Source organism: Hymenobacter coccineus (assembly GCF_001816125.1).
GTDB classification, from domain to species: domain Bacteria; phylum Bacteroidota; class Bacteroidia; order Cytophagales; family Hymenobacteraceae; genus Hymenobacter; species Hymenobacter coccineus.
On sequence record NZ_MDZA01000237.1, the window covers coordinates 1 to 2,384 of the forward strand.

Here is a 2,384-nt window from a genome sequence, read left to right on the forward strand (position 1 = left end):
ACCCCCGCCGCCGGGGCCCCGGCCGATACGCTGCAACGCGCCGCACCGGCCCCCGACAGCACTAAGTCAATTAAGAATTAAAAATTCAGAATTATAAATTAAAAATCAGGACCGTCACGTCAGCTTTCACCCGGCAACTCTGCTCTGTGAAACTCCGTGAACATTGTGCAAAACCGGCCACTGGGGCCCTAAAAACGTAACGTTGGCCCGCTCAAATTTTAATTTTTAATTCATCATTTTTAATTAAAAAAACCGCTGCTTACCTCCTTGTTAATGAAGTATTTTTCAATTCGCCGCTTAAGTAAAGGTTTGCGCTTGCCGCTGGTGGGAGCGGGGGTGCTGGCTGCAGCCGGGGCCCTGCCCGCCCAGGCCCAGACCACCAAGCCCCGCAAGGGCGGCACCATTCAGGAGGCGGAGATTGAGATTGTGAAGGACCGCGTGAACGAGCTGGGCACGGCCCCCCGCAACTTCGATAAAGTGGCGGTGCCGGCCCCGCCCAAAACGGCTGCCGCCCCGGCCTACACCTTCCCCGATTTCCGGCTGCCGCCCGACCGCCTCGTGCCCTCGGTACAGGTGCTCACCATTAAGCAGGAGGAGCTGACGCCCCTCACCGGCAACTTCCTCAAGGCGGGCATCGGCAACTATGGCACGTTCTACGGCCGGGCCTACCTGCACAGCGCCCGCAGCACCGATCACAGCTACGGCCTCGACGTCAAGCACATCAACTCCCTGACCGGGCCCGTGGACGGCAAGAATTCGGGCGTGTCGCAGACCAGCGCCGCCCTCACCGGCGAGATTTACCGCGGCAACGCGGCCTTCGGCGGGGCCCTGGATGTAAGCCGTGAGCGCTACAACTTTTACGGCTACACCGGGCCGGCCACCTCGCCGGTGCCGCAGCCCACGCCCGACGCCGGCGACATCAAGCAGGTGTTCACCCGCTTTGGGGCCCGGGCCTACGCCCGCAACCAAGCCCCCAGCGCCGCCCTGCAATACGAGCTGGGCCTGGGCTACAAGTACTGGAACGACAACTTTTCGGCCTCCGAAAGCAACGTGCTGCTGAACGCCAAGCTGGGCTACGCCCTGAGCGATGACAGCCGCTTCGTGCTCAACGGCGATGCCTCCTTCATCACCGACAAGGACTCGGCCACCCGTTCGCGCAACTTCGTGCAGGTGACGCCGGCCTACGAGGTGAAGCGCGACCGCCTGAACCTGGCCCTGGGCCTCACCCTGGGCTACTCCTCCGATCTGCTCAACGGCGTGAGCCGCGGGGCCGTGTACCCGGCCATTCGGGTGGGTTACGCCGTAGTGCCCGAGCAGTTCACCGTATACGGGGGCCTGGGCGGCGCCATTCAGCGCGTGACGCGCAACGACATCACCGCCGAAAACCCCTGGCTGAACCAAAATGTGTACGTGGCCGATACCCGCCGGGGCCCCACCGTGTACGCGGGCTTCACCGCCGCCCCGGCGCGCGGCCTGGCCTTGAACGGCCGCGTGACCTTCAGCCGCGACAAGAACCTGTACTTCTACCTCAGCGACCCGCTGCACCAGGACAAATTCAACCTGGTGTACGACGACGAGGGCACCACCAATGTGAACGTGCACGCCGAGGCCTCGTACGGCACGGGCGAGAAGTACCGCATCGGGGCCCGGGCCGACTACAACCGCTACGGCACGCGGGCGCTGGCCCAGCCCTACGGCCGGCCCGAGTTCCAGGCCACCGTGTTCGGCACCTACAACGTATCGGAGAAGCTGCTGCTGGGCCTCGAAACTTACTTCTACTCGGCCAGCTACAGCGTCAGCTACGTCAACCAAGTGCCCGATTTTTACCGCGCCACGTCGCCCATTTACGACCTCAACCTGCGCGCCGACTACCGTGTTACGTCAAATTTATCCATCTTTGCAATGGGTAATAACCTCGCCAACCGCCAATACCAGCGGTTTTACCGCTACCCCGTCAAGGGAATCAACATCATCGGCGGGGTAACTTACACGTTTTAAATAGCCTACTTGTCGTCTGATTAATTGTTGATTGTTAAAGGTTTGCCTGCTGATATGGAGTTCTCCGTCAGTAAGTGGATTTAAACGATAAACAATTAAACCCTCAACAATTCAACCCTGTACTACATGCACCTTGCCGACCACATCCGCCCCCTACTCCGCGACCACGACTGCGTGATTATCCCGGATTTTGGGGGCCTGGTGGCCGATGCCGTGCCGGCCCGCGTGCAGGCCAACCGCCATGCCGTGAGCCCCCCCGGCCCGCCTCGTGGCCTTCAACCAAGCCCTGACCCGCAACGACGGCCTGCTCGTGGACGCCCTGGCCCAGCACCTGGGCGTGCCCGCCGTGCAGGCCCGCGAGGCCCTGCGCACTGCCGTCGCCAGCC

The 2,384-nt window shown here is 62.1% G+C and carries 2 protein-coding genes; both read left to right on the forward strand.

Going from position 1 to position 2,384, the window contains the following annotated elements; translation table 11 throughout:
- Window positions 1–273: 273 nt before the first annotated feature.
- On the forward strand, window positions 274–1,998 hold the full coding sequence (locus BEN49_RS14095) for a porin family protein (protein WP_125916865.1): 1,725 nt from the start codon (window positions 274–276) through the stop codon (window positions 1,996–1,998).
- 126 nt (window positions 1,999–2,124) lie between these two features.
- Window positions 2,125–2,384, forward strand: a 260-nt coding sequence (locus tag BEN49_RS30950; RefSeq protein WP_498366036.1) for an HU domain-containing protein, incomplete at its 3' end; no start/stop codon positions are given.

What these genes read in the sequence shown, in the direction of transcription:
- BEN49_RS14095 (WP_125916865.1), top strand. Translation starts at nt 274, where the DNA reads ATGAAGTATTTTTCAATTCGCCGCTTAAGTAAAGGTTTGCGCTTGCCG.